Genomic DNA, 19,077 nt, shown 5'->3' with positions numbered 1-19,077 from the left:
CGGTCGCGGGGAGCTCACAGCCCCGATTCCTTGGTCCGGACCAGGATCGCGCCGCACTCCGGGCAGCGCACGACCACGTCGGGAGCGGTCTTGGCGATGCGCGCGATCTCACCGCGATCGAGCTCGATGCGGCACGCCCCGCAACGACGAGCCTGCAACAGCGCGGCGCCGACGCCGTGCTGTTCGCGCTGACGGTCGTAGATCGCGAGCACTTCACCGGGCAGCTTCGCCACCACGACGGCACGGTCGTTGTCACAGCGGGTCTGCGCCACGTCCAGATCCGCCAGCGCCTCGTCGCGATGCCGCTGCGCGGCCGCGAGCTCGTCCTCGGTCTTGCTCAGCCGGGCGCCCGCGTGCTCGTGGTCGGCGGCGGAGGCTTCCCGCCGCTCCATCACCTCCAGCAGTTCGTCCTCCAGGACCGAGCGGCGGCGCTCCAGACTGCCCAGCTCGTGCTGGATCTCCGAAAGCTGTTTGGCGTTCACCGTTCCCGCGGTGAGCATGCCTTTGTCGCGGTCCTCGCGCTTGCGCACCGCCTCGACCTCGCCCTCCAGCTTGCGAATGTCCCGGTCGAGGTCGTCCAGCACGATCTCCACCGCCACCGCGGCGTCTTTGTGCGCGTTGCGCTCGGCCTCCAGCCGGGCCACCTCCTGCTGCTCGGGCAGCACGGTGCGCCGGTGCGCGATCCGGGTCAGCTCGGCGTCGACGGAGGCCAGCCGCAGCAGCTCGGCCTGGATCGTGGGTTCGACATTCAACGCGGACAAACTCCTGGATGGGGTGGACGGGACTGGTGTTCAACCGTACCCCGCCGGATCGGCGGACCCGCGTCAGCCGCCGACCGTGCGGGTTTTGATGGCGTCCCGCGAGATGTAGACGTCGTATTCGCCGGGCACCGCGATCACCGCGTTCCCGTAAGCGGAGCGCACGAACGGCTGGGTCCACCAGCGGCCCTCGCGCATGTCGGCGAAGAAGTCCCGGTCGCCGTCGTTGAGGAAGATCTGGTTCTGCGTGGTCGCGACGCCGTCGAGGCGCTGGCCGTACAGGCGGCTGATCCGGTAGCCGGAATGGAAGCCCATGGCGTTGACCCATGGTTCCAGCTCGACGATGCCCGCTTGCAGCACCCACATGTCGCCCTCGACCCGGTAGGTCAGGCGCTGGTCGGGGTGGTCGTCGTCGCCGAACAGGGTGAGGTCGACGTCGAGCTGGTGTTCCTGCCCCGCCACCGGCTTGGCCACCACATGGGCCGCCTTGATCTCGCCGGTCAGCCCGAGATACGTCTGCAGCAGGGTCGCTATCCACAGCAACACCGCCGCGACCAGCAGCAACGCGAGCCCGCTCGTCCCGCGCGCGAGCAGCGGCCGTATACCCACCCGGCGCGCGGCGAGCAGACCGGAGACGATCAGCGCCACACCGACGACCAGCAGCAGGATCAGCCCGATCTGCACGAGCCCGAAATCAACCGGGAAGTTCATGCGGTAGTTGTACCCCGCACGAACTACTCGATTCACCCGAACCGCCCAACCCGTTCCGGCCGCGGGCGGACACGCACCGACACGCCGTCGTCAGTTCGTCGCCGGGACAACGGCATCGGACGCAGGCGCTCGGTGCTCAGCTGGGCGCACGCACCGTCCACGGGTCGGTGCGCAACGTGGACACCCTCGTCTCCAGGCCGGGCAGCGCGCTCCGGACGAGCGCTTCGGCCTGCGCGCACCAAGGGAATTCGGTGGCCCAGTGCGCGGCGTCGACCAACGCTGGTCCACCCGCGCGCAAGTGCTCGTCGACCGGATGGTGGCGCAGGTCGGAGGTGACGTACACGTCGACGCCGAGCCTGGTGGCCCTGTTCAGATAGGAGTCGCCCGCTCCCCCGCACACCGCGACGGTGTAGATACTGCGCTCCGGGTCGCCCGCGGCGCGAACGCCCCACGCGGTGTGCGGGAGAGAACGGGCCACGCGATCGGTGAACGCGCGCAACGTTTCCGGTTCGGGCAGTGTGCCGACCCGGCCGATGCCGAGCGACGACGGCAGCTGGGCGCGTTCACTGATGTGGTAGGCCGGGTCTTCGTAGGGATGCGCGGCGCGCAGCGCGGCGAGCACGGCCGAGCGCACCGCGGGCGGGGCGACCACCTCGATCCGTTCCTCTTCGACGTGCTGGAGTTCGCCCAGGGTGCCCTGCGCCGGAGCCGCGTCGCCCACCGGACGGAACTGCCCCGTCGCGGGCACCCGCAGCGCACAGTCGCAGTAGTTCCCACTCCCGCCCGCACCGGCGGCGAAAATCGCGGCGAGCACGGCCTCGGTGTGCGTACGTGGCACCTGGACCACCCAGTTGTCCACGGCGGACTCGGGTTTCGCGTCCAGCGGTCCGGTCACCGTGAGACCGAGGGCCGCGGCGAGCGCGTCGGAGACGCCGGGGGCGGCGGAGTCGGCGTTGGTGTGGGCGGTGAACAGCGCGCAGCCGGAACGGATCAGCCGGTGCAGCAGTGCGCCTTTCGGCGTGCTCGCCGCGACGGTGTCGACACCGCGCAGCAGTAACGGGTGATGCACCACCAGGGCCTGCGCGCGCCAGTCGATCGCCTCGTCGACGACCGCCGCGGTCGCGTCGACCGCGAACAGCACCCGGGTCAGCTCCTCGGCCGGGTCACCGCAGACCAGGCCGACCGAGTCCCACGACTCGGCCAGCGCGGGCGGGTAGGCCGCGTCGAGCACCCCGATGAGATCCGCGAGCGTGGTCATCGTCCACCTTCCTTCACATCGCTCCTGCACTGCTTCGCCTGGCTCGTTTCCCGACCGCCCCGGTGTGGGTTCGGGCACTGCCCCACCTCCAGCGCACCGGACGCCCGAAATCGCCGCGCGGAACCTCCGTCCGGCCGGCGCGGGGCATCTGATCCGCGCACAGCCCGCTGTGCGCTCACCGGACATCCGCCGACCGGATCGCGGCGACCAGCCGATCGACCTCCCCACCGCCACGGACCGCGACGCGCAGATGATCCGGGCCGAGACCGGGGAAGGTGTCCGCGCGACGAACCGCGATGCCCTCGGCGGCCAGATGTTTGCGCAGCAATTCGCCGTCCGCCACGCGCAGCAGCAGGAACGGGCCGTCAGCCGGGGTGTGGACGTCGACGCCCACGCCGGTCAGTCGCTCGATCATCGCGGCGCGCTGCACGGCGAGCGCCTCGGCGACGCGTCCGGCCTCGGCGACGGCCGCCAGGCTCGCGGTGGCGGCGATCGCCTCCAATTGCAGGGTGCCCAGCGGCCAGTGCGGTCGCCCGTGCTCCAGTCGCGCGAGAACCTCCGGCGCCCCGAGGAAATAGCCGCAGCGCAGACCGGCCAGCGCCCAGGTCTTGGTGAGACTGCGCAGCACGAGCAGGTCGGGTGCGGAGTCGGCGGCGAGGGATTCCGGCTCGCCCACCACCGCGTCGGAGAAGGCTTCGTCGACGACGATGACGCGGCCCGGCCTGCGCAGGGCGCGGATGGTGTCGGCCGGGTGCAGCACCGAGGTCGGGTTGGTCGGGTTGCCGAGCACCACCAGATCGGCCTCTGCGGGCACCGCGGCGGGATCCAGCCGGTAGGGCGGCCGCAGCACCACCCTGGTCACGGGGACGCCCGCCTCGCGCAGCGCGAGTTCGGGCTCGGTGAACGACGGGTGCAGCACCGCGGCCGAGCGCGGGGCGAGGCGGGGCAGCATCGCGAAGCCTTCGGCGGCGCCCGCCAGCAGCAGCACCTCGCCGGGATCGCGGCCGTGCCGGGCCGCGACCGCGCGGCGGGCGGCTTCGGCGTCCTCGGCGCTCGGATAGCGGCCCAGATCGCACAGCCGCGCGGCCAGACGTCGCCGCAGCCACTCCGGCGGCGCGGTCCCTCGGACGTTCACCGCGAAATCGAGCATGCCCGCACGCGCGTCCACGTCGCCGTGGTGACGCAGTTTCGCGCGATCGACGGTGTCCTCGGCCACGAGATCACACCCTACGTGGCGGTCCCGTAGCAGGACCGGCCAGAATGGCAGGCGTGGGTCAGCTGCACGTCTCGTTCGTCTGTACCGGCAACATCTGCCGCTCTCCGATGGCGGAAAAGATCTTCGCGTCGCACCTGTACCGGGCCGGACTGGCCAATCGGGTACGCGTCAGCAGCGCGGGCACCGGTTCGTGGCACGTCGGCGCCGACGCCGACCCGAGGACCAGCGCGACCCTGCGCAAGTACGGGTACCCGACCGGCCACATCGCCGCCGTGTTCGGCGCCGCGCACAGCGACGCCGACCTGGTGATCGCCTTGGACCGCTCGCACCAACGGGACCTGGCCCGCCTGGGCATCCCGGCGCGGCGGCTGCGGTTGCTGCGCGCCTTCGACCCGGACGCCGACGGTCAGGACGTGGCCGACCCCTACTACGGTGATGCCGCCGACTTCGAACTCGTGCGCGCTCAGATCGAGGCGGCGGTGCCCGGTCTGCTCGACTGGGTGCGCGCCGAACTGGCCGCCGCCGAACCGCCCGATCCGCGCCTAGTCGCCGACGAGCGATCCTGATGCGCAGGCTCGCCTTCCTGCTGCGCCCCAGCTGGCTGATCCTGGCGGTGCTGGTCGCCGCGTTCGCTTACCTGTGCTTCACCGTGCTCGCGCCGTGGCAGCTCGGCAAGAACACGGCCACCTCGCACCGCAACCAGCTGATCGCCGACTCGGTGAAGGCCGAGCCCGTCGACGTCACCGCCGTGCTGTCGGAGACCGCGAGCGGCACGCCCACCGAGTGGCGGCGCGTCACCGCCTCCGGCAGTTATGTACCGGACTCCACGGTGCTGGTGCGGCTGCGCCACCTCGACGGCGCTCCGGGGTACGCGGTGCTCGCCACGTTCCGGTTGGACGACGGCCGCGTGCTGCTCGTGGACCGCGGGCTGGTGTCGGCGGTCGACGGCACGCGCCCGCCGCGGATCATCGAGCCGCCCGCCGGGCCGCAGCGCATCGAGGCCCGCGTCCGGATGTCCGAGGGCGTCACGCCCGGCAAGGACCCGAGCGTCCAGGACGGCTACCGCCAGGTGTACTCCATCGACACCACGCAGGAGTCGGCGGTTCTGAACCAGACCTTGACCACCCTCCCGACCGGCGATCGCGGCGGCTACCTGCAGCTGAGCGAGAACCAACCGGGTGCGTTCACCCCCACTCCCCTGCCCCGGCTCGACGCGGGCCCCTACCTGTCCTACGGCCTTCAGTGGCTCGCCTTCGGCATCATGGCCCCGCTGGGCCTCGGTTACTTCGTCTACGCCGAGATCCGGGAGCGAAGGAAGGAAAAGGCCGCAGCACAGCCACCCGGCGCGACATCCCCCGCCGAACCGGCCCGCTCCGAGCCGACCCCAGCGACCACGCCGAACCCGCCCGCCGCACCGACCACCCAAGCTCGCCTCGCCGACCGTTACGGCCGCGGCCGCGGTTGATTCCGGCCCGGTGGATGCTCGCCGCGGACGTTCAGCGCTTGGTCGCCGCGACGGCGGCGGCCAGCAGGGTGGCGGCGAGTTGCACGGCCTCGGAAAGGCGGACCGCGCGGCGCAGATCGTGCACGGTGGGGGCCGGGCCGTCGCCGAGGACGGGCCGCAGTTCGACGCCGTGCGGGTACTGCGTGCGGCCACCCAGTCGGACGCCGAGCGCCCCGGCCATCGATGCTTCGACCACCCCGGCATTAGGGCTGGGGTGCCCGGCGGCGTCCCTGCGCCACGCGTCGAGAGCCGCCGCGGGCCGTCCGCCGATCATGGGGGAGAGCGCGGCGGTGAGCAAACCGGTGATTCGTGCCGGGATCAGGTTGGCCACGTCGTCGACGCGCGCGGCCGCCCAGCCGAAACGCCGGTAGCGCTCGTTGCGATAGCCGATCATCGCGTCGAGCGTGTTGATCGCGCGATACCCGAGCAAACCCGGGACGCCCGCCACGGCGCCCCAGACCACCGGGGCCACAGCCGCGTCGGAGGTGTTCTCGGCGATGGACTCCAGGGCCGCGCGCGCGAGTCCGTTGGCGTCGAGCGCCTGCGGATCGCGACCGCACAGCGAGGGCAGCAGCGCGCGGGCGCCGTCGAGGTCGCCGTCCGCCAACCGGTCGGCCATCGCGTGCCCGGTCCGGGCCAAGCTGCGTCCACCCAGGACGGTCCAGGTCGCGACCGCGGTCGACACCACCCCGCCGCGCCGAGCCGCCACGCCGAGCCCGACCACCGCGCCGACGGCCAGCGCCTCGTGCGCCAGACCCGCCGCGCGCCGGTCGGCGTAGGTCACCGACTCCAGAGCCGCCACCGCCGAACCGAATCCGGCCACCGGGTGCCACCGCCGCGGATCGCCGAACGCCCGGTCGAGCGCGAATCCGAGCAGCAACCCGATCGCGGTGGAGGTCCCCTTCTGCACCCGGCGAGGCTATCGGGTGGGCGACCGGCCCCGCGCACACGGCTCATCCCCCGCGGCCGTGTCACACTCTTTCCCCTGCGTTGTCGACCTGACGACGCACCATAGAATCGCCCCGGCAGGGGCCGAACGACGAACGGGCGAACAGCAGTGACCTCCGAACAGCCTTCCCGCGAGCCCCTCGATCAAGCCGAGCTGGCCCGGCAGTTCGAGGAGCACCGGCCGTACCTGCGCAGGCTCGCCTACAGCACCTTGGGCAGTCTCAGCGACGCCGACGACGTTGTGCAAGAGGCGTGGTTGCGGTTGCAGCGCCAGTACGAGGCGGGCGCCGCGGGTGAGATCGACAACCTGCGCGCCTGGCTTTCCACCGTGACCGGCCGCCTCGCCCTCGACCACCTCGGCTCCGCGCGCGTCCGCCGCGAACAGTACGTGGGCGAATGGCTTCCGGAGCCCGAGGTCACCACCTTGGACGGCCCCGCCGACCGGATCACCCAGGACGAGCGGGTGACCACCGCGCTGCTGGTGGTGCTCGAGTCCCTGTCACCGGCCGAGCGCACCGCATTCGTGCTCCAGGACGTCTTCGGCATGAGCGGACCGGAGGTCGCCGACGTGGTCGGTCGCACTCCGGCCGCCGTCCGCCAGCTCGCCTCCCGGGCGCGCAAGCACGTCGAGAGCGGCACGCCACGCTTCCCGGCCTCGCCCGACGAGCAGAAGAAAGTGGTGTCGGCCTTTGCGCTGGCCTGGCGTTCCGGCGATCTCAGCGCACTGCTCGGCGTGCTCGACTCGAACGTGAGCCTCACCGCCGACGGCGGTGGCAAGGTGCCCGCGATCCGGCAGCCGGTGCACGGCGCCGAACTCGTGGCCAAGCTGCTGCTCGGGTGGTACCACGCGCCGTCCGCCGCGGGCGCCTGGGGACGCGCGGTGCTGGTCAACGGCCAGCCCGGGCTGGTCGTCTTCGACGGCACCCACACGGGCGTCTTCTCCTTCACCGTCGACGACGGACACATCGTGGCGATCGACGTGGTCCGCAACCCGGACAAGCTGCGCGACCTGCCCACCAGCGGCGAGCCGGACTGGTATCTGGGCGAGGGCCGCGCCGAGCAGGAGTAGGCCGAGCAGGAGTAGTCAGCCCGCGACGCCGAGCGGCCGCGAATACCCGTGCGCGGCCGCGACTTCGGCCGACAGCAGCCGCCCGGCGTCCGCGGTGAGCCCGTGCGCCAGATCGGGGTGCGCCGCGCACGCCTCCTTCCAGCCGAGATCGGCGATCGCGCGTACATAGGGCAGGGTCGCGTTGGTCAGCGCGATCGTCGAGGTGTGCGGCACCGCTCCCGGCATGTTGGCGACGCAGTAGAACAGCGCGTCGGCCACCCGGAAGGTGGGGTCCGCGTGCGTCGTCGGACGCGCGGAGGCGAAGCAGCCGCCCTGGTCGATGGAGATGTCCACCAGCACCGCACCGGGGCGCATACCCGCGACGAGGTCGTCGGTGACCAGTCTCGGCGCGCGCGCACCGGGGACCAGCACCGCGCCGATCACCAGGTCGGCCGACAGCACCGCGCGCCGGATCTCCGCGGCGTTCGACGCGACGGTGATCACCCGCCCGGCGAAGCGTGCGTCGAGTTCGCGCAATCGGTGCAGGTTGGTGTCGAGCACGCTGACGCGGGCGCCCATGCCCGCCGCGACCGCGGCCGCGTTCGAGCCCGCGACGCCGCCGCCGAGCACCACCACCTCCGCCGGACGCACGCCGGGGACGCCGCCGGGCAGCAGTCCGGCGCCGCCCAGCGGCGCCATCAGGTGGTACGCGCCGACCTGGGCGCCGAGCTTGCCCGCGATCTCGCTCATCGGGGCCAGCAGCGGCAGCGATCCGTCGGCGGCACGGACCATCTCGTAGGCGATCGCGGTGATCCCCGAGCGCAGCACGGCGTCGGTGCATTCGCGCGACGCGGCCAAGTGCAGGAAGGTGAACAACACCTGCCCGCGACGCAGCCGCGGATACTCCTGCGCGATCGGCTCCTTGACCTTCAACACCAGTTCGGCTTCCCGCCACACCTGGTCGGCGTCCGGGACCAGACGCGCCCCCGCCGCGGCGAACTCGGCATCGGGGAACCCCGATCCGACGCCCGCGCCGGCCTGCACCAGCACGTCGTGTCCCTGGCCTGCCAATTCCCCGGCGCCTGCCGGAGTCAGGGCTACCCGGAACTCCTGCTCCTTGACCTCCCGTGGTACTCCGATCCTCATACCGCCATCGTGGCCCCGCCACCGTGCCCGCGCCACGAGCGACGCGCCGGTCGCGCACGCCGACCACTCGGAGCCCGCCCTTCGCGCCGGTTTCTCGGCACGTTGCTCAGGTGAGCGGCCGCGCAGGCGTCATACGGTGGCCGCCTGCCCCAGGGGCGGTATGCGCAGTTGGTCGGCGCGACCGGCGTAGCGGAACGCTCGGCCCAGATAGTCGAGCGTCTCGCTGAAGTGGGCCCAGCCTTCGCCGTGCACCGCCACGATCACGGCGTCGCCGAGCACTTCGGCGGCCTGCAGGGCGGTGCGCGCGTTCAAGGTGACGTCGGCTTCGATGAAGCGGCCGACGTTCGCGGCGCCCACGTTGAGCACGGCGATGTCGATCCGGCCGATCCGCTCGACGATGCGCCGCACCACGTCGACGGAGGCGTTGTCCCCCGAGACGTACACCGTCGGTTCCCCCTCGGCCCGCAGCACGAACCCGGTGACGATTCCGGTGATCGGTTCGCAGCCCTCGGGGCCGTGCAGGGCGGGCACGCCGGTCACCTGCACCCCGTGCACCGTCACGGTCTCCCAGTTCTCCAGGCCGCGCACACCCTCGATCCTGGTCGCCGCGCCCGGCGTGGACAGCACGGTCGGCACGGTGCCCAGGAATTCCCGGCCGGAGTTGTCCAGGTTGTCGGCGTGTTCGTCATGCGAGAGCAGCACGACGTCCACCGGGCCGACCTCTTGCGGCGACACCGCGGGTCCGATGAGTTTGTGCAGCGTGACGGGCCCCGGGTAGTCGCCGGGCTCGTCGAAGGTGGGATCGGTCAGCCACGTGCGGCCGGCGTAGCGGAACCGCAGTGTCGGGCCGCCGACGTGCAGGACTTCCAGGGTGGTGCGTTCGATCGTGTCGCTCATGCCGTTGATCTTGTCCGGCCCGCACGCCGATCGACAGTGGCCCGCGAGTCGCTCATCGTTAAGATCGGGCCATGCGCACCGTAGCCGTCTTCGCGTACGACGGGATCAGTCCATTCCACCTGTCGGTACCCAGCCTCGTTTTCGGGCGGATAGGGGTGGGCGGGTCCGCGCCGTATCGAGTCGACGTGTGCGCCGAGCAACCTGGAAGCCTCGCCACGCCCGCCGGATTCGACATCGATGTCCGGCACGGCCTCGATACGCTGACCCGCGCCGACACGGTCGTGATCCCGAGCTGGCGAGCCGGCCTGCCGCTGTCGGACGACCTGCGCGCCGCGCTGTACGCCGCCCACGCGGGCGGCGCGAGGATCGTCGGGCTGTGCCTCGGCTCGTGGGCGGTGGCCGCCAGCGGGCTGGCCGACGGACGCGAGGTCACCACGCACTGGGCCGCCGCCGCCGAACTGGCCCGCGCGTTTCCCGCGGTCCGCGTCCGCGCCGACACGCTGTGGTCGGACCTGGGCGACGTGGTGACATCGGCCGGCGTGGCCGCGGCACTGGACTGCTGCCTGCACCTGGTCCGCGGCGATCTGGGCAGCAAGGCCGCCACCGAGCTGGCCAGGGCGCTGGTCACCGCACCGCACCGCAGCGGCTCACAGGCGCAGTACATCCCGGTCGCGGTACCCGACGCCGCCCAGGACGATCCGATCGAGCGCGCCATGGTCTGGGCGCGCACCCATCTCGGCGACCCGATCGACCTGGACGGTTGGGCCAGGGTCGCGCTCATGTCGCGGCGCACCTTCACCCGCCGCTTCCGCGACCGCACCGGCAGCAGCCCGCAGCAGTGGTTGCTGCTGCAGCGCACCGACCGGGCGCGGCTGTTGCTCGAGTCCACCGCCGACAGCGTGGAACGCATCGCCGCCGACACCGGCTTCGGCACGGCGGTGAGTCTGCGCCACCACTTCCACCGCATTCTCGGCACCAGCCCGGCCGCCCATCGCACCAGCTTCCAGGGGCGCGGCTGAGCGGCCGCACCGCCTTCGCCCGGCCCGGCACGGGCTGCCCGGCCGCGCCTGTTGTGTTCAGCCCGATATGTTCATGAGCATGCGGATTCAGCTGGGCGAGCATGCGCCGGAGATCGATGAGAGCGCGTGGATCGCGCCGAACGCCACCGTGATCGGCCGGGTGCGACTCGGCGCCGAGGTCAGTGTCTGGTACAGCGCGGTACTGCGTGGTGACCTGGAGACGATCGAGGTCGGCGCGCGCAGCAATATCCAGGACGGCTGCGTGCTGCACGCCGACCCAGGCTTCCCGCTTGCCGTCGGAGCAGGGGTGTCGGTGGGTCACAACGCGATCCTGCACGGGTGCACGATCGGCGACGACGTACTCGTCGGCATGGGCGCCACCATCCTCAACGGCGCCGTCGTCGGTTCGGGCAGCCTGATCGCGGCCAACGCGCTCATCCCGGAAGGCGCGCAGATTCCGCCCGGCTCGCTCGTGGCGGGAGTGCCCGGCAAGGTGCGCCGGGAACTGCGCGCCGAGGAACAAGATCGCATTCGCCTGAATGCGACTGTCTACCTAGCAAATACAGCTCAGCATCGCACGGGAAATACGGTGTGAAACAGGACACACTGATCAAGTGTCCAGTAGAGATCGCTGATAGCATTCAGCCAGCGTGCCCGGCGACCCGGGCTCTCCTGTCGACACGGTTGTCGTGCGACTTGTAGCGCAGTGGTGAACCCACCCGGGTCGGTGGGTGGGTGAGCGTGCAGGCAGGAGGTAACACGGTGTCGTACGTGCAGTCGGGCGTGCATCGGCCCATGGGCCGGATCAGCGTCGCCGACATCGCGGCCCAACCCGGCGGAGTGGAGGCACTCCAGCGCCGGGTTCATGAATTGCGTTCGCGCGGTGTGGATTTCGCCGCAAATGCGATCGAGAAGGAAATGGCCGAGCTGGATCTGCCGCGCCAATGACTTCGACGCCACGGTCACCGCGGTTCATGATGCCGCGGTGACCGTGGCGAGTCCGGCCGTGGTGTGCTGATCCAGCGCCATCAGCGCGGCCCGTACCCGTACCCGTTGCCAACCACCGTCGAGTCGGCGCAAGCGCACCGTCCCCTCGGTGCGATGCCGCGCCAGCTCGCGCGACATGGTCTGCGCGGTGGCCAGATCGTCCGGATGGATCTGCGGTCTCGGCTGCCAGGGAAGGTCCTCCCAGGCGATTTCCGGCATGGGCGCGCCGATCCACCGGATCAGCCGCAACGAGCGCAGATTGACGATCGCGCGGTATTCGCCCGGCTCGGTGGCGGCTTCCAGCACGGCGTACTCCAGGATCGTCGGCGGCGGGGCCGCGGAGACCGCGGTGGCGGCGCCGATGTCCTGGGTCACGCCGCGCAGCAGCACGTGCCGCATGCCCGAGTCGTCCGGCTCGGCGACGATCCGGCAGGCGAAATGGCCGGCCCGCAGCGCGTTGTCGTCGCGCCGGATGGTCCAGACCGCCTGGTGCTCGGTGCCCGGCGCCGAGTTGACGATCTTGGCCAGCGCCTCGCTCTCGTCACGGTTGGTGACCAGCCGGGTGAACGCGCTGGCGATGGCCAGCTCGGCGGCGCGGTTGTGCGGCGCGACGCCGTACAGGTCCAGCAGGTCGTCGCTGCGCACCGAGCGGTTGGTCGTGAGATCGAAGTACCACGCGCCCATCGGGTCCGTGGCGGCGACCGGCTCCTGCGCCGGGCCCACCCACACCCGTACGGCGTGCGCCTGCCCCGGCGCGATGAGCAGCGGCTCGGCCCGCACCGTGCGCCTGCCGTCGTCCGAGGCCCGCGCGACCGGCGCACCGGTGACGCAGACCCGCCGCAGCGCCGACTCCGCGTCGGCCAGCGACAGCGGATTGCGCACGATGTTGGTCAGCGGCACGAACGACTTCGGCGTGGACCCCACGGCGATCACTCGCCCCGGCGAACCCGAAAAACACTCCAGGAGAATCCACTTCGTCACCGCTCGCGCCTCGGCGTGCCGTCCCGATGCGGCGCGGCGGCCGTCCACCATAACGTGAGATACGTTCGGCCAGTTATCATTTCGTCATTCCCATCCGTGACCGCGTACCCTGCGCGCGGTCAGGAACGGAATACCATGTCCAGCACCTTCTCGTGGTACGACCCGGCGATTCTTGTGACCAGGTCCACAACGACGGCGTCCAGTCCCACCAGGACCTTCGCCTCGCCGCGCGCCGCCCCGCGCAGAATGGTCCGCGCCGCCGCGGCCGGACCGGTCCGCGCCACGCGCCCTTCGAACCGGCGCACCACCTGCGCCGCGTCGACACCCGGCGCGACACTCGCCGAGCGGGCGATCCCGGTGAGCACGCCGCCGGGGTACACGCCGGTGACCCGCACGTTGCCGCCCGCCGCCCGCATGTCCTGGCGCAGCGAGTCGGTGAAGCCGCGCACCGCGAACTTCGCCGCGTTGTACGGCGCGTGCCGCGCTACCGCCACCAATCCGAAGGCCGAGGACATGTTCACGACATGCGCGCGATCGGCGGCCAGCAGATGCGGCAGGAACGCCTTGGTTGCGTTGACCACACCCCAGAAATCGACGGCCATCACCTGTTCGAAGTCACTGAACGGTGACTCCAGCACGCTGCCGACATGCAGTATGCCCGCGTTGTTGAACAACGCCTCGACCCGCCCGAACCGCGCGACGGTCCGCTCCGCGTACCCGAACACGGCCGCGCGGTCGGTGACGTCCACCGTGCTCACCTCGGGCTCCCGGCCCGCGGCGGCGCACAACACGCCCGTCTCGGCGACGGCATCCGCCGACTTGTCCGACAGCGCCAGCGATGCCCCCGCACCGGCCAACGCCACGGCCAATTCCCGGCCGATACCCGAGCCCGCACCGGTGATCGCCACGACACGATCCGCGAAATACCCCATGGCCCAACCCCTTTCCGCACCGGCCGATGGTGCGGCCGGACGCCAACCACAGGCTAGTCAGTCGAATCTGGACACGCGACCTGTTGTCCGAGGACGGCGCGGTTGGGCAATGCCCGATCACACCGTGCGGAACCGATGAAATAATGGACGTCCCGCCCGCACCCGTCGCGATGCCGCGCCTACCGGCCACGGGCCGGCCACCGCCGCCGAAACCACTGGAGATCCGATGCCAACCGTCTCACCCATACTGCAGCGCATTCTGGAGAAGCCGGTCGCCGACGGGGAAAAGCTCCTGGAAAGCGCGCTCTCGGCATTCCTCGACTTCGGCATCAAGCGAACCAGCATGGGCGAGATCGCCCGCCGCGCGGGAATCAGCCCGGCCACGCTGTACCGGCGCTACGAATCGAAGAACGACCTCGTCGAGGCGGTCAGCGTCCGGGAGGCGCAACGCTTCGTCGCCGCCATCGACAAGCAGGTGCACGCCGTCTCCGGCACCGACGATCAGCTGGTCGAAATCTTCGTCGCGTTCATCCGCGCCATCGCGGGCAACGAATTGCTGCGCAGGCTGCTGCGCACCGAACCCGACCTGATCCTGCCCCGCCTCACCACCGAAGCCGGACCGATACTGGCCGTCGGCCGTGACTACCTGGCCGAGAAGCTGCGCGGACTACGGGAGGCCGGTGGCACGCACGACTTCGACGCCGATCTGGTCGCCGAGATCATGGCCAGGCTCGCGCTCTCGCTCGCCCTCACCCCCGACGGCCTGATCCCGGTCAGCGACCAGAGCGCCGCGCGCGAGTTCGCCCGCCGCACCCTGCTGCCGATGGTCGGGGTCCGGGTCAACGCGTAACCGTACGCCGAACGCGGCGGCCACCCGCTCGTCCAGTTCCGCCTGCGCCGCCGGGTCCGGCGCCCGGCCCTGCACGAACTCGCGCACCAGGTCGATCACCCCCGCCGACGGGGCGGCCGCCGGATCGGGCACCGGCAGCCGCGACACGTACTGGGTGATCCAGCGCCGCCTGCCCGAGTACAACCGGTTGCCACACACCGCGTCGTAGAACCGCAGCCCGAGCGCCGAATTGGCCACGCCCATCAGCAGATACGCCAAGCGCGTCGCCTCGGTGGGCACATCCGACAGATCGGGTAGCGAGATCCAGTAGCAGTCGCCGTTGACCACCGCGCCCGAGTTGTCGAGCGCGAAACGCGGACGGTCGCTGATGTCCGGGAACACCAGTTTCGGCTCGCGCCACAAGTGCGGGCGCTGCGGAACCCAGATCTCGTACCAGGGGCGACCGCTCTCTACGACGTAGCGACGCCCGGCCAGCGTCTCCCGATGCGACAGCAGATACGCGGCGGTGTCGGGGAACTCGGCCAGATCTATCGGCGTCCGGCGCGAACGGGCCAGGTCGTAGGGATACAGCACGCGCACGTCGCGGGCGCGGACAGTCCGCCACGGCGCGAGGTCGTGGTGGGTGATCAGGTCGAGCAGCAATTCCGGTTCGGGGCATGGTCGCGCTTCGGCCCAGCGGTCGGAGATGAACACGTGGTCGGCGGTCGTCTTGATGCCGACCCGGATACGTGCCAGGTCACCGAAACTGCGCCAGGTCGCCGCCGCTACCTTCGTCAACCAGGCATCGACCGCGTCGTGCGACATCCGCCACGCGACATCCGGTTCGTGGGACACGTCCCGGCGATTCGCCCCCTGCGCCTGCCCGCCGCGTGTCGCCGCGCGGGCGGTCGAACTCTCGCCGGCCCGAGCCACGGAATCGTCGCTGGGCCTCGCCGTCACCAACTCGCCGACCTCCACGGCGAAGGTCCGGCCGTTGAACTCGACAATCGAGCCGTCCGCGTCGGCAAGCGCTTCGAAAAGCGTCTTCGCACCGGGTGTTCCGCCGCTGACCTGGTAGGCGGAGACATAGCGGCAGCCGTCGCGGTGGCTCGCGCGGCGCGCGATGGTGATCGCGGGCAGGACAGCGGCGGTGAAGAGCTTGGTGTCCCCCAGGTCGTACAGCTCGACCGGCGCCAGGTCGGTCAGCAGCAGCCGCCGGATGTTCGCGCCCGCCTTGGTGGTCAGGAAGCGGTTGGCGCACAACAACCCCAGTGCGCCCTCGTAGGTCAGCAACCGAGGCAGCGTCGCGACGAACGGATGGGTCAGGTCGATCCGGCCGCGCAGGCCGAAGCGCTTGCTCAGCAACTGCGCGGTCGATCCGCCCAGCTGCTGGGTGCGCACGTACGGCGGGTTGGTGATCACCGCGTCGAACGAGGCGTCCGCGAGCCGGGATTCGACCGCGAGGAAGTCGGCTCGGTGCCAGCGCGCTGCGATCCTTTCCGCACCGGCGCGTTCGCGGGCGACCGCGAGCGCTCGGGCATCGAGGTCGTAGCCGGTCAGTACCAGCCGGATGCCCGGGAACCGCGCCGCGACCTCGTGATGCACCGCGAACAGCAGCTCGCCGTCACCACAGGCCGGATCGAGCACGCGCAGGGCGCCCTCCGAGGGCTCGACATGGCGTAACAGCCGCTGTGCGAGAAACCGGGCCAGCGCCGGGGGCGTGTAATGCCTGCCGTGCCGTTTGCGGTCCCGCGCGGCGGGGGCTTCGGACGCCATATCGGGATTCTGCCTCGTCCCGCCGCGCCGATTGCCGCAACGCGGACAACCGGATCACACGGCTGCGCGCGTCGCGCTCGACGCGCCCGTCCTCGGCGAGCGTGCGGCCGCCCGGCTTTCGCGCGGGAGTGTTCGATGCTAGTTTTGGTCTCGAAATAAGACTGACAAAGGAGGCGGGGGAATGACAGTGACGACCGACGACTTCACGGCGCTGACCCGGGTGCTCGATGAACGGTGGACCTGCAGGCAGTTCCGCGCGCAGCCCGTCGAGCGCGACACCATCCGTGCCCTGTTGCGGCTGGCTCAGCGGACGCCGTCGTGGTGCAACACCCAACCGTGGCAGGTCGTGGTGACGGAGGGCGCGGGCACCGATCGCTTCCGGAAGGAACTGGTCGAACACATCGCGACCGCCCCGCCCGCACCGGATTTCGCGTTTCCCGGCCAGTACACCGGGGTGTATCGCGACCGCAGGCGCGAATGCGGGAAGCAACTCTACGACAGCGTCGGCATCGTCAAAGGCGACCACGAGAAGACCATGCGGCAGGCGGTGCGGAACTTCGAACTCTTCGACGCGCCGCACGTGGCGATCGTGACCAGCGAAGCGGACCTGGGCGTCTACGGGGCGGTCGACTGCGGCCTCTACATCGGCAGTTTCCTCTTGGGCGCACAGAGCCTCGGTCTCGGCGCGGCGCCGCAGGCCGCGTTGGCCTCGTACTCCCCCTTCATCCGGGAGTACTTCGGCATTCCGGACCACCGCAAGGTCGTGGCCGGGATCTCGTTCGGGTACCCGGACCTCGACCATCCCGTCAACGGCTTCCGCACCGCCCGGGCCGAGCCCGAGGAAGTCGCCACCTGGTTCGCCGACTGATTCCCGCGCGACCTCGCCCGGCGGGGTCACGCCCACACGGCATGCGCCGCTGCGACGATTTCTAGCGTGTGCTGTTCGCGGTGGCCTCGGCGCCGGTGACGTTCAGCAAGCCCGGTCCCGGCTCCGGGGTGACCTCTCGGGCGGTGAGTTCGCTTCCGCACGTATCGCATTCGAGCTTGACGTGCGCCTCCCCCGAGCACTCGCGGTGGCTGTAGCGCACCGGCGGCCCTTCGGGCGCCATGTAGGCATCGCCCCAATCACGGATGGCCAGCAGGATCGGGTAGATGTCGTGGCCCTTGGGCGTGAGCCGGTATTCCTCGTGCGCACCCACGGCGGCCTTCTGCTTGACCAGGATGCCGTTGTCGATCAGCCGGTCCAGGCGATCCTGCAACCTGCTGCGCGAGATGCCCAGCGTGCTCTGAAACGCGTTGAACCGCCGGATGCCGGAGAAGCAAGACTTGAGGATGAGCAGAGTCCAGCGATCACCGAAGATCACGAGGGGGCGCGTGATCGAGCACGGCACGTCGGCCAGTTCTTCGTAGCGCACCTCCCGATGCTACCGACCACTCCCCCGAGCTCGCCCCGTGAAGCCTCACGATCTCGGCCGCCTCGGCCGAGGACACCCCACCACACCACCGAATCGGCTCACCACTCGACCGGGCGAGCGCGATCAGCGCCGCGCCGCTGCGGGAGGCCCGGAAACGCGAAGCGGGCCCCGGCAGTGCCGTGGCCCGCTTCAGTGGGTCGATCAGAGCGGAATGTTCTTGTGGTGGCTGGCGCGGGCCGGAGCCGCGGCGAGTGCCGCGGCGATGGTGCTGCGGGTCTTCGCCGGGTCGATGACCTGGTCGACGACACCGATCGCGATGGCGCGCTCCACGCCGCCCGCGATGCGCTCGTGTTCGGCGGTGAGCCGCTCGTGCAGCGCCTCGCGCTCCTCCTCCGGCGCGGCCGCGAGAGCCTTCTTGTGCAAAATGCCGACCGCGGCCTTGGCGCCCATGACGGCCACCTCGGAACCGGGCCACGCGTAGACGGCCGTCGCGCCGAGCGAGCGGGCGTTCATCGCGATGTAGGCGCCACCGTAGATCTTGCGGGTGACCAGCGTGACCCGCGGAACGCGCGCCTCGGCGAACGCGTGCAGCAGCTTCGCGCCACGCCGCACGACGCCTTCCCACTCCTGGCCGACACCGGGCAGGTAACCCGGCACGTCGGTGACCACGATCAGCGGAATGCCGAACGCGTCGCACAGCCGCACGAAACGCGCTGCCTTCTCCGCGCTTTCGGAGTTCAGGCAGCCGCCGAGCCGGATCGGGTTGTTCGCCAGCACGCCGACGGTGCGGCCACCGAGGCGACCCAGACCGGTGACGATGCTGCGGGCGTACAGCCCCTGCAACTCCTCGAACGACGACTCGCCGTCCACGTTGTCGAGCAGCTCGTGGATGATCGGCTTGACGTCGTAGGCGCGCTTGGCCGATTCCGGCAGCAGGGCCTTCAGGTCCACGTCGCCGTGCTCGGCCGCGACCAGGTCGAACTCGCCCTGCTCGGCGAACATCGACACCAGCCGGCGTGCGCGATGCAGCGCGTCGGCCTCGTCGTCGGCCACGATGTGGGTGACGCCGGACTTCTTGCCGTGCGTCGCGGGTCCGCCGAGGGTGGCCATGTCCACCTGCTCGCCGGTCACGCTGCGCACCACGTCCGGGCCGGTCACGAAGACGCGGCCTTCCGGAGCCATGATCACGATGTCGGTCAGCGCCGGGCCGTAGGCGGCGCCACCGGCGGCGAAGCCGAGCACCACGGAGATCTGCGGCACCAGGCCGGACGCGCGGACCATGGCCTCGAAGACCAGGCCTACCGCGTGCAGCGCCTCGACGCCCTCGGCCAGGCGGGCGCCGCCGGAGTGCCACAGGCCGACCACGGGGACGCCGGAGCCGATGGCGGTGTCGATGGCGTCGACGATGTGCTTGCAGCCCTCCACGCCCATCGCGCCGCCCATGACGGTGGCGTCGGAGCAGTAGGCGACGGTGCGGACGCCGTCCACCTCGCCGATGGCGGCGAGCACGCCGGACTTGTCACGCGGATGGAGCGGAAGAATGGTCCCGGGATCGAAGAAGCGCTGGAGTCGACCCAGCGGATCGCGCGGGTCGGTCGCCGTCTCTTGATGCAACGCGGGAGCGATGATTGTCATCGCGTGGTCTCCTCACC

Annotated in this window: 19 protein-coding genes and 1 pseudogene; 8 read left to right on the top strand and 12 right to left on the bottom strand. The window is 70.9% G+C overall.

Going from position 1 to position 19,077, the window contains the following annotated elements:
- Window positions 1-14 precede the first annotated feature (14 nt).
- From IU450_RS30145 to cobC, 4 genes are all read right to left on the bottom strand, one after another.
- Complete coding sequence (locus tag IU450_RS30145; protein WP_195153122.1) at window positions 15-752, bottom strand: zinc ribbon domain-containing protein; 738 nt, start codon at window positions 750-752, stop codon at window positions 15-17.
- Between the two features lie 72 nt (window positions 753-824).
- Complete coding sequence (locus IU450_RS30140) at window positions 825-1,469, bottom strand: hypothetical protein (protein ID WP_195153121.1); 645 nt, start codon at window positions 1,467-1,469, stop codon at window positions 825-827.
- Window positions 1,470-1,605: 136 nt separating this feature from the next.
- Entirely contained in the window at window positions 1,606-2,727 is a 1,122-nt protein-coding gene (locus tag IU450_RS30135) for a Nif3-like dinuclear metal center hexameric protein (RefSeq protein WP_195153120.1), read from the bottom strand.
- A gap of 175 nt (window positions 2,728-2,902) precedes the next feature.
- Complete coding sequence (cobC, locus tag IU450_RS30130; RefSeq protein WP_195153119.1) at window positions 2,903-3,943, bottom strand: Rv2231c family pyridoxal phosphate-dependent protein CobC; 1,041 nt, start codon at window positions 3,941-3,943, stop codon at window positions 2,903-2,905.
- 44 nt (window positions 3,944-3,987) lie between these two features.
- On the opposite strand from cobC, the gene IU450_RS30125 reads away from it, so the two are divergent.
- Together IU450_RS30125 and IU450_RS30120 are read left to right on the top strand one after the other, a co-directional pair.
- Window positions 3,988-4,509, top strand: a complete 522-nt coding sequence (locus IU450_RS30125) for a low molecular weight protein-tyrosine-phosphatase (RefSeq protein WP_195153118.1) — start codon at window positions 3,988-3,990, stop codon at window positions 4,507-4,509.
- The gene (locus IU450_RS30120) at window positions 4,509-5,408 is read left to right on the top strand and encodes an SURF1 family protein (protein ID WP_195153117.1); all 900 of its coding nucleotides are present in this window, start codon (window positions 4,509-4,511) and stop codon (window positions 5,406-5,408) included. Before IU450_RS30125 ends, IU450_RS30120 begins: the two co-directional genes overlap by 1 nt.
- Window positions 5,409-5,439: 31 nt before the next feature.
- Here IU450_RS30120 and IU450_RS30115 read toward each other — a convergent pair whose 3' ends face one another.
- The gene (locus IU450_RS30115; protein WP_195153116.1) at window positions 5,440-6,357 is read right to left on the bottom strand and encodes a cobalamin biosynthesis protein; all 918 of its coding nucleotides are present in this window, start codon (window positions 6,355-6,357) and stop codon (window positions 5,440-5,442) included.
- A 147-nt stretch (window positions 6,358-6,504) separates the two neighbouring features.
- Here IU450_RS30115 and sigJ point away from each other — a divergent pair, with 147 nt between their 5' ends.
- A complete protein-coding gene (sigJ, locus tag IU450_RS30110; protein WP_195153115.1) occupies window positions 6,505-7,464 on the top strand; it encodes an RNA polymerase sigma factor SigJ in 960 nt (319 codons plus the stop codon).
- 15 nt (window positions 7,465-7,479) lie between these two features.
- Here sigJ and ald read toward each other — a convergent pair whose 3' ends face one another.
- A complete protein-coding gene (ald, locus tag IU450_RS30105; protein ID WP_195153114.1) occupies window positions 7,480-8,589 on the bottom strand; it encodes an alanine dehydrogenase in 1,110 nt (369 codons plus the stop codon).
- 129 nt (window positions 8,590-8,718) lie between these two features.
- The gene (locus IU450_RS30100; RefSeq protein ID WP_195153113.1) at window positions 8,719-9,486 is read right to left on the bottom strand and encodes an MBL fold metallo-hydrolase; all 768 of its coding nucleotides are present in this window, start codon (window positions 9,484-9,486) and stop codon (window positions 8,719-8,721) included.
- A gap of 71 nt (window positions 9,487-9,557) precedes the next feature.
- Here IU450_RS30100 and IU450_RS30095 point away from each other — a divergent pair, with 71 nt between their 5' ends.
- The 3 genes from IU450_RS30095 to IU450_RS30085 all read left to right on the top strand — a co-directional run bounded on the left by IU450_RS30095 (window position 9,558) and on the right by IU450_RS30085 (window position 11,453).
- Window positions 9,558-10,505: a GlxA family transcriptional regulator gene (locus IU450_RS30095; RefSeq protein WP_195153112.1), complete on the top strand. Its 948-nt coding sequence runs from the start codon at window positions 9,558-9,560 to the stop codon at window positions 10,503-10,505.
- A gap of 79 nt (window positions 10,506-10,584) precedes the next feature.
- Complete coding sequence (locus IU450_RS30090) at window positions 10,585-11,100, top strand: gamma carbonic anhydrase family protein (RefSeq protein ID WP_195153111.1); 516 nt, start codon at window positions 10,585-10,587, stop codon at window positions 11,098-11,100.
- A 140-nt stretch (window positions 11,101-11,240) separates the two neighbouring features.
- On the top strand, window positions 11,241-11,453 hold the full coding sequence (locus IU450_RS30085) for a hypothetical protein (RefSeq protein ID WP_228835381.1): 213 nt from the start codon (window positions 11,241-11,243) through the stop codon (window positions 11,451-11,453).
- A 24-nt stretch (window positions 11,454-11,477) separates the two neighbouring features.
- Here the strand turns inward: IU450_RS30085 and IU450_RS30080 are convergent, their stop codons facing one another.
- Both IU450_RS30080 and IU450_RS30075 read right to left on the bottom strand, forming a co-directional pair.
- A complete protein-coding gene (locus IU450_RS30080) occupies window positions 11,478-12,473 on the bottom strand; it encodes a GAF domain-containing protein (protein ID WP_324197879.1) in 996 nt (331 codons plus the stop codon).
- Window positions 12,474-12,592: 119 nt separating this feature from the next.
- On the bottom strand, window positions 12,593-13,405 hold the full coding sequence (locus IU450_RS30075) for an SDR family NAD(P)-dependent oxidoreductase (RefSeq protein ID WP_195153109.1): 813 nt from the start codon (window positions 13,403-13,405) through the stop codon (window positions 12,593-12,595).
- 226 nt (window positions 13,406-13,631) lie between these two features.
- Here IU450_RS30075 and IU450_RS30070 point away from each other — a divergent pair, with 226 nt between their 5' ends.
- Complete coding sequence (locus tag IU450_RS30070) at window positions 13,632-14,255, top strand: TetR/AcrR family transcriptional regulator (protein ID WP_195153108.1); 624 nt, start codon at window positions 13,632-13,634, stop codon at window positions 14,253-14,255.
- Between the two features lie 1,143 nt (window positions 14,256-15,398).
- Here the strand turns inward: IU450_RS30070 and IU450_RS41065 are convergent.
- A pseudogene (locus IU450_RS41065) lies at window positions 15,399-16,010 on the bottom strand (Eco57I restriction-modification methylase domain-containing protein); the annotation flags it as partial.
- Window positions 16,011-16,191: 181 nt separating this feature from the next.
- Here IU450_RS41065 and IU450_RS30065 point away from each other — a divergent pair.
- The gene (locus IU450_RS30065; protein WP_195153107.1) at window positions 16,192-16,878 is read left to right on the top strand and encodes a nitroreductase; all 687 of its coding nucleotides are present in this window, start codon (window positions 16,192-16,194) and stop codon (window positions 16,876-16,878) included.
- A 61-nt stretch (window positions 16,879-16,939) separates the two neighbouring features.
- Here IU450_RS30065 and IU450_RS30060 read toward each other — a convergent pair whose 3' ends face one another.
- Both IU450_RS30060 and IU450_RS30055 read right to left on the bottom strand, forming a co-directional pair.
- Complete coding sequence (locus IU450_RS30060; protein ID WP_195153106.1) at window positions 16,940-17,425, bottom strand: winged helix-turn-helix transcriptional regulator; 486 nt, start codon at window positions 17,423-17,425, stop codon at window positions 16,940-16,942.
- A gap of 201 nt (window positions 17,426-17,626) precedes the next feature.
- The gene (locus tag IU450_RS30055; RefSeq protein ID WP_043688958.1) at window positions 17,627-19,060 is read right to left on the bottom strand and encodes an acyl-CoA carboxylase subunit beta; all 1,434 of its coding nucleotides are present in this window, start codon (window positions 19,058-19,060) and stop codon (window positions 17,627-17,629) included.
- Window positions 19,061-19,077: the final 17 nt, after the last annotated feature.

It is taken from the genome of Nocardia abscessus, assembly GCF_015477775.1.
GTDB classification, from domain to species: Bacteria; Actinomycetota; Actinomycetes; order Mycobacteriales; family Mycobacteriaceae; genus Nocardia; species Nocardia abscessus_A.
The sequence above is the reverse complement of the archived record's forward strand: the minus strand, read 5'-3'. Positions and strand labels throughout refer to the sequence as shown.

Coding starts and splice junctions, on each gene's coding strand:
- IU450_RS30140 (WP_195153121.1), bottom strand. CDS start 1,469: ATGAACTTCCCGGTTGATTTCGGGCTCGTGCAGATCGGGCTGATCCTG.
- IU450_RS30135 (WP_195153120.1), bottom strand. CDS start 2,727: ATGACCACGCTCGCGGATCTCATCGGGGTGCTCGACGCGGCCTACCCG.
- IU450_RS30075 (WP_195153109.1), bottom strand. CDS start 13,405: ATGGGGTATTTCGCGGATCGTGTCGTGGCGATCACCGGTGCGGGCTCG.
- IU450_RS30070 (WP_195153108.1), top strand. CDS start 13,632: ATGCCAACCGTCTCACCCATACTGCAGCGCATTCTGGAGAAGCCGGTC.
- IU450_RS30090 (WP_195153111.1), top strand. CDS start 10,585: ATGCGGATTCAGCTGGGCGAGCATGCGCCGGAGATCGATGAGAGCGCG.
- IU450_RS30065 (WP_195153107.1), top strand. CDS start 16,192: ATGACAGTGACGACCGACGACTTCACGGCGCTGACCCGGGTGCTCGAT.
- IU450_RS30055 (WP_043688958.1), bottom strand. CDS start 19,060: ATGACAATCATCGCTCCCGCGTTGCATCAAGAGACGGCGACCGACCCG.
- IU450_RS30095 (WP_195153112.1), top strand. CDS start 9,558: ATGCGCACCGTAGCCGTCTTCGCGTACGACGGGATCAGTCCATTCCAC.
- ald (WP_195153114.1), bottom strand. CDS start 8,589: ATGAGGATCGGAGTACCACGGGAGGTCAAGGAGCAGGAGTTCCGGGTA.
- IU450_RS30125 (WP_195153118.1), top strand. CDS start 3,988: ATGGCAGGCGTGGGTCAGCTGCACGTCTCGTTCGTCTGTACCGGCAAC.
- IU450_RS30120 (WP_195153117.1), top strand. CDS start 4,509: ATGCGCAGGCTCGCCTTCCTGCTGCGCCCCAGCTGGCTGATCCTGGCG.
- IU450_RS30100 (WP_195153113.1), bottom strand. CDS start 9,486: ATGAGCGACACGATCGAACGCACCACCCTGGAAGTCCTGCACGTCGGC.